The following is a 7,075-nucleotide window of genomic DNA, read 5'->3' as shown; positions in this document are numbered from 1 at the left end:
TGATCCTTCAACTCCAACTGATCCGGGTAAGACTGATCCTTCAACTCCAACTGATCCGGGTAAGACTGATCCTTCAACTCCAACTGAACCGGGTAAGAGTGATCCTTCAACTCCAACGCCTCCTAAGCCGGAGCCTGTTCATAGTGATAATCCTCCAACTCCTGTTACTGGCGGTGGTTCTACTCAAACTGAGCCTGAAACTCCTTCTGGCGATGGTTCAAGCGCAAGTAGTAGTGAAGAAACTGGTTCTGGATCTTCTGAATCTTCAGCTCCTTCTGCTCCTTCATTCGATGGAATACAGTCTGATTTGAAGGTTTTGACTGTTAATGAGTCTAATGGAGTAAATCATCTGAATACTGGTCGTATGAATCGTTTCCACGTAAAAGGTAATGATTTTACAGATGGTGAACACGCATATGCATTCATTTACTCTGATCCTGTGGCTCTTAAGGGTGAAGGCAATAATGACTATGTAACTATGCACTCTGAGGAGGGCGGTTACTACTTCGATGCATTCATTCCTGAAGGATACGAAGGTGAGCATACGGTTTTGTTGATGAAGGGTAATACGCAAGTAGCTTCTGCTAAAGCGGTTGTTGCTTCTGAAACAAAGTCTAGCGGTTCTAGTGATTCTGAAAGTAATTCAGGTAATGATTCAAATGAATCTGCTTCTAGCTCTGCTTCTCGCTCTGGATCTCGCTCATTCACTAAGGGATCTAAGTCTAGAGTTGCTCATACTGGTGTAAACATTGTGTCTGTAATGACTATGATTATGGTACTTTTGACTGGCTTCGTGTCTGTTCTCAGTGTACGCATGTCTAAAGTGTTTGTTTCCAGAAAAGCTGATAATTTATAAACTAATATTTAATTAAGTATTAGTTCGATAGAATCAAAATGCTCCTCATCTTTATGAAAGGTGGGGAGCATTTGCTTAATTAGTGATTATTAAGTTATTGTGCAATAAACCAAATTATTATTACGATACTTAATAATGTTTTTTGAAATAAAAACAAACTTGCTATTTGCGCAAACTTATGCATCGAGATTAGACTGTGTTCCTGCAGTTTCAGCAGTTGCAGCTTGCTCTGCTTGAGCTGCATCGAGTTTAGCGCGAACTGTTGCAAGCAAACCTTGTGCGCGCTTTGCTAAAGCTTCACCTAATTCCCATTGGCGCATGGATTGATCTAGTGTTAAACCTCCGGCTTCTAAAGCTTGAACAGCTTGAATTAGTTTTTCGCGAGCTTCTTCATAAGGCATTGATGCAATATTCTCGCGTTCTTCATCTGTTAGAGTACTTGCTTGCTTTACGTTTGTACCAATTTTTTCGCTTGATTGTACAGACTTATTTGTATCTGATTCTTTTCCCATAATTATTCCTTATTGTTTTTTTATTGCTCATTATTATTCTTATTGCTTATTTTATAAATATATTTTACTAAATAATAAATTTAGCAATTTGTTAATGAGCTTAGATGTTTTAATTGCTTATTTGTTTTTTATTACTTGCTTTAAGGCTTTTATGATGTAATTGCATGTATTTGTTTCATTAAATTGCTTCCTCTACTCCTTTTACAGTGCTAAACACAATTCCGCTTTTCAAAGTAACAGTAATTTCATCGCCAATTTTAGCTGAACTTGCGTTATCTAAAACATGACCATTTTTCAATTGAACAACAGCATATCCGCGATTCAATGTAGATTGGGGGCTTAAAGCAGTAAGACTAGCGTGAGCCTTTTCAACCGTTAAACTCGCATCATCTAAAATGCGAACTAAACCATTCCTCATACGTTCTACAGATTGTTCTACAAATCTCTCATGAGGTTCAAGCATAGTGCTTGGATTGGTAAGGCTTGGACGATTAGCATAACCTTCTACAAGTCGAATTTCGCCTTCAACTCGAGCTTCAACACGCATACGCATATGTTGTAATGCGTTATCAATCAGCTGCCATTGTTCTAGAACATCTGGGACTACTCGCTTAGCTGCATCTGTTGGTGTAGAGGCGCGCAAATCTGCAGCTAAATCAATTAAAGTCCAATCATCTTCGTGACCAATTGCTGAAACTATAGGCGTGATACATGAAGCAGTTGCGCGGACAACTCCTTCGTCTGAGAATCCAATCAGATCCTCAAAACTTCCTCCGCCGCGAGCAACAATAATAACGTCAATATCAGGGTCTGCGTCAAGTTGTTTAATTGCAGCAATAATATCAGATGGACATTGTACTCCCTGTACGTGAGCGTGCACAACTTTAAAACGCGTTACTGGCCACCTTAAATTCACGTTTGTAATAACATCGCCTTCAGCTCTGGCTTGCGGTGCGCAAATCAAACCAATGCATTTAGGGAATTCAGGCAATTGTACTTTATTTTCTGCATCAAATAAGCCTTCTCCCTTGAGTTTTTTACGTAATTCGTCAATTTGAGCTTTTAAATCTCCATCTCCAACACGACGTATGTCATCTGCTACGAAACTTAGTCGTGTTGCTTTAACCCAAACCTCAGCTTTTCCATGTACTACGACACGATCTCCTTGACGTAAGCCTTGAGCTTTTTGAACGAATTGAGAAAATCCCATTATAGATATAGAAACATCTTGATTGTTATCTCTAAGAGTTATGTAACCTGAACTAGAACGTCGAAGATTTATTTCTGTAACTTGTCCTTCAATCCAAGCTTCTGGCCATTTTGTAACTGCATCATGGAATTTTTGGCTGATTATATGGACCGGCCAAGGATTTTCTGGAGTAGTTAAAGCTGCTCGCTCAGGAATTTGATTTTGTTTTAGCGTTGTAATTGACGAATTCATAATTATAAGCTTGGTTGTTAAGAAGGACAAGTTGAAAGCACAGTGTGCTTTCAACCTTGAGCAAGTCCTCTCGCATTGTGTTTGCGTGTTTATTGTGGTTGATTGCATGTATGCAATCAAGAGTACTTGCGTTGAAAGCACACTGTGCTTTCAACCTTGAGCAAGTCCTCTCGCATTAAGCTCGTTTGAAGCGCGAGCTTTGCTTCAAACGAGGGTAATGCGACACGCCGATTTGCGCTCTTATTAAATTTGAGTATAGTTATTTCTCGGTTCAAAAATCAAATGAATCTAACCAACGCCCCTTTAGCTCAGTTGGTTAGAGCAGCTGACTCTTAATCAGCGTGTCCGGGGTTCGAATCCCCGAGGGGGCACAAATAAAACCCAAGCCTAGAGCTTGGGTTTTTTCATATTGTTCAATCAAAGCATTCGTGTATAATATCCCTTTGTTGTTTGCTAGTTAATCATGTTGTAGCAAACTTACACTGCCTCGGTAGCTCAGTGGATAGAGCACCACTCTCCTAAAGTGGGTGTCGTCAGTTCGATTCTGATTCGGGGCACTTTTTACACAATGTTAGGGGATAGTGTTAGATTGTTCCTAAATTAAGCGATGATCCGTTATCAGCGGGGAGTTTTCGGAAGAACGGCGAGCATTCTTAATATTTTCGCTTATTAGAACCGACGGGATTGGCCCGCATAGCCAAATACAAGCGGTTATAAGAATAGTTTTAAGATTCTTATAGCAAGCGAGGTGGTACCGCGGTAGGCAACTGTCGTCCTCGCAGGGAAATGTTTAACCCTGTTTAGCGAGGAGAGTGCAGTGAGCGAATCTGCTAATATGGCAAATGATACGTCTGAGAATCATGTGTATCCAAAAGTAAACGTTATGGCAGTAGAATCTAATGGAGATTCCGATAATACTAGCTGTGTTTCGCCAAATCCTTCATTTCCACAACTTGAAGAATCTGTGCTTCAATACTGGGATGCAAATAATACGTTTAGAAAATCAATAGAGTATCGTCCATCTGGCAAAGGTAGCCAAAATGAGTTTGTTTTCTTTGATGGACCTCCTTTTGCAAATGGTCTTCCACACTATGGTCACTTGCTAACAGGTTATGCAAAAGACGTTATTCCTCGATACCAAACTATGCGTGGTCGTAAAGTAAACCGCGTTTTCGGTTGGGATACTCATGGTCTTCCTGCAGAATTGGAAGCGCAAAAAGAGCTTGGAATCGAATCTGTTGAGCAAATCGAGAAAATGGGAATCGCAAAGTTCAACAATGCTTGTCGTTCCAGTGTTTTGAAGTATACGAATGAATGGCAAAACTACGTGCATCGTCAAGCGCGTTGGGTTGATTTTGAGCGTGGTTACAAAACTCTCAACATTCCATATATGGAATCCGTTATGTGGGCTTTCAAGCAGCTTTACGATAAGGGCTTGGCTTACAAAGGCTACCGCGTGCTCCCGTACTGTCCGAAGGATCAAACTCCACTTTCTGCACACGAGCTTCGTATGGATGCGGATGTGTATCAGAATCGTCAAGATACAACTGTTTCTGTAGCTGTAAAACTTCGAGATGAAGAAGACGCCTACGCAGTATTCTGGACTACTACTCCTTGGACTGTGCCAACCAACTTCGCAATCGTAGTCGGCGCAGACATCGATTACGTGGAAGTTCGCCCAACTGAAGGCAAGTTTGCTGGTAAGAAGTTCTACATCGGTAAGCCTTTGCTGGGATCTTACACTAAGGAACTTGGCGAAAACTACGAGGTTGTGCGCGAACTTAAGGGAGCTGAGATGTCAGGCTGGCGCTACTATCCAGTATTCCCTTACTTTGCAAGCGAATCTGCGCTTAAAGAAGGCGGTACTCCTGGTCCTAATGCTTTCACAATTTACACAGCAGACTATGTTGACACTTCTGAAGGTACTGGTTTAGTTCACCAAGCTCCTTACGGCGAAGACGATATGAACACGCTTAACGCACATGAAATTCGAAGCGTTGATGTGCTAGATGCAGGCTGCAAGTTTACAAGCGATTGCCCAGATTACGAAGGCTTGTACGTTTTTGACGCGAATCTTCCAATTTTGCGTGCTTTGCGTGCAGGAGATGGACCTCTTGCTAAAATGCCGGAAGATCAACGTGCGCTATTATTCCAAGAAAAAAGCTACGTGCACAGTTATCCTCACTGCTGGCGTTGTGCAACTCCGCTTATTTACAAACCTGTTTCTAGCTGGTTTGTATCTGTAACGAAGATTAAAGAAAGATTGCTTGAACTTAATCAAAAGATCAATTGGATTCCTGGAAACGTGAAAGATGGTCAGTTTGGTAAGTGGCTTTCTAACGCTCGCGATTGGTCAATTAGCCGTAATAGATTCTGGGGCTCGCCAATTCCAGTGTGGGTGAGTGACGATCCGAAGTATCCTCGTGTAGACGTTTATGGTTCCTTGGAAGAGCTTAAGGCTGATTTTGGAGATTATCCTCGCGATGATGATGGTAATGTGAATATGCATCGCCCGTATATTGATCGCCTGACTCGTCCTAATCCAGATGATCCTACTGGAAAATCACAAATGCATAGGATTACAGATGTTCTTGATTGCTGGTTTGAGTCTGGTTCTATGCCTTTTGCTCAATTCCATTATCCTTTTGAAAATAAGGAATTCTTTGAGGAACACTTCCCATGCGATTACATCGTTGAATATATCGGTCAAACTCGTGGATGGTTCTACACTCTTCACATTATGGCTACGGCGCTTTTTGACCGCCCTGCTTATAAGAACGTGATTTGCCATGGTATTGTGCTTGGTTCTGACGGTCAGAAGATGAGTAAGCATTTGCGAAATTATCCAGATGTTAATGGCGTTTTTAACGAGTATGGTTCAGATGCAATGCGCTGGTTCTTAATGTCTTCGCCGATTTTGCGCGGCGGCAATTTGATTGTGACTGCAGATGGCATTAGGGATACAGTTCGTCAAGTTATGCTTCCAATTTGGAGCTCGTATTACTTCTTCACTTTGTATGCGAATGCTGCAAACGGTGGGGAAGGTTATAATGCTCGTCGTCTTCGTGCAAGTGAGGTTTCGGGACTTTGTAACATGGACCGCTACTTGCTTGCTCGCACGCGTTTGCTTGTTGAGCGCGTAGAAAAGTGTTTGAACGAGTTTGCTATTAGCGATGCTTGTGCGGCAGTAAGTGACTTTATTGACGTACTTACAAATTGGTATATTCGTGGCAGCCGTGATCGTTTCTGGAATGAAGATGAAACTGCTTTCAACACTCTTTACACTGCGTTGGAAGTGTTTATGCGCACAATTGCTCCTCTTGCTCCTATGGAAGCAGAGGCTGTGTGGCGAGGTCTTACTGGCGGAGAATCTGTGCATTTAGCTGATTGGCCTTATTTGGTTGAGCCACAAACTCTTTGCGATGGAGAGAAAAATCCTAAGGCTGGAGAAGTTACTGAGCTTGGCGCTGTTCTTGCTTCAGATGATGCTTTGGTTGCTGCTATGGATAAGGTTCGTGAGGTTGTGTCTTCTACGCTTTCGTTGCGTAAAGCGGAACAGTTGCGCGTGCGTCAGCCGTTGGCTAACTTGACAGTTGTTGCAGAAAATACTGATGCTGTAGAGCCTTATGAGCAGGTTCTTGAGCGTGAGCTTAATGTGAAGAATGTTACATTCTGCACTTTGCAGGACGCAAGCGAACACGGTTTGAAGATTGTTCATGAGCTTAAAGTGAATGCTCGCGCTGCTGGTCCTCGCTTGGGTAAGCAAGTTCAATTTGCTATTAAGTCTTCTAAGAGTGGCGATTGGCATGTTGACGGCTCTGGCGCTCCTGTTGTTCAGACTCCAAATGGCGAAGTTGCGCTTGTTGAGGGCGAATATGAGCTTGTGAATCGCGTTGAGTCTTCGGATGCTCAAGCAGCTGCAAATATGGCTTCTGCTGCAATGCCAACTGGTGGCTTCGTTATGCTTGACACTGCTTTGACTAGCGATTTGCTTGCTGAAGGATATGCTCGCGATGCTATTCGCGTTGTTCAGGATGCTCGCAAGGAGAACGGTTTAGATGTTACGGATCGAATTGCTTTGACTTTGAGCGTGCCAGCTTCGGACGTTGCTAAAGTTGAGCAATTCCGAGACTTGATTGCTAAAGAAACTCTTGCTACAAGCTTCGAAGTTACTGAGGCTGATTCTAGTGCAACAGAGCTTAGAGTTACTCTTAAGCGCGCGTAGTTTAAGTGCAAATCTTTAGCTAACTAAACAAAAAACGTGCT

At 42.4% G+C, this 7,075-nt stretch carries 3 protein-coding genes, 2 tRNA genes and 1 pseudogene; 4 read left to right on the top strand and 2 right to left on the bottom strand.

Features of this window, described 5'->3' with window-relative positions:
• Positions 1-856, top strand: a pseudogene (locus Q0X59_RS05090) (hypothetical protein); the annotation flags it as partial.
• A gap of 176 nt (positions 857-1,032) precedes the next feature.
• On the opposite strand, the gene Q0X59_RS05085 reads toward Q0X59_RS05090, so the two are convergent.
• Together Q0X59_RS05085 and xseA are read right to left on the bottom strand one after the other, a co-directional pair.
• Entirely contained in the window at positions 1,033-1,368 is a 336-nt protein-coding gene (locus Q0X59_RS05085) for an exodeoxyribonuclease VII small subunit (RefSeq protein ID WP_297643606.1), read from the bottom strand.
• Between the two features lie 178 nt (positions 1,369-1,546).
• Positions 1,547-2,809: an exodeoxyribonuclease VII large subunit gene (gene xseA / locus Q0X59_RS05080; protein WP_297643604.1), complete on the bottom strand. Its 1,263-nt coding sequence runs from the start codon at positions 2,807-2,809 to the stop codon at positions 1,547-1,549.
• Between the two features lie 297 nt (positions 2,810-3,106).
• Between xseA and Q0X59_RS05075 the strand changes: the two genes are divergently transcribed.
• The 3 genes from Q0X59_RS05075 (at position 3,107) to ileS (ending at position 7,034) form a co-directional block, all read left to right on the top strand.
• Positions 3,107-3,180: transfer RNA gene (locus Q0X59_RS05075), tRNA-Lys, on the top strand.
• 113 nt (positions 3,181-3,293) lie between these two features.
• Positions 3,294-3,366 (top strand) — tRNA-Arg (locus Q0X59_RS05070).
• 260 nt (positions 3,367-3,626) lie between these two features.
• Positions 3,627-7,034, top strand: coding sequence for a mupirocin-resistant isoleucine--tRNA ligase (gene ileS / locus Q0X59_RS05065; protein ID WP_297643596.1), 3,408 nt, complete (start codon positions 3,627-3,629; stop codon positions 7,032-7,034).
• Positions 7,035-7,075 lie beyond the last annotated feature (41 nt).

The sequence above is a fragment of the uncultured Gardnerella sp. genome (assembly GCF_947280595.1).
In the GTDB taxonomy this organism is placed as follows: domain Bacteria; phylum Actinomycetota; class Actinomycetes; order Actinomycetales; family Bifidobacteriaceae; genus Bifidobacterium; species Bifidobacterium vaginale_A.
The sequence above is the reverse complement of the archived record's forward strand: the minus strand, read 5'-3'. Positions and strand labels throughout refer to the sequence as shown.

Excerpts from the sequence above, each read along its gene's own strand:
- xseA (WP_297643604.1), bottom strand. The coding sequence starts at position 2,809 with ATGAATTCGTCAATTACAACGCTAAAACAAAATCAAATTCCTGAGCGA.
- Q0X59_RS05085 (WP_297643606.1), bottom strand. The coding sequence starts at position 1,368 with ATGGGAAAAGAATCAGATACAAATAAGTCTGTACAATCAAGCGAAAAA.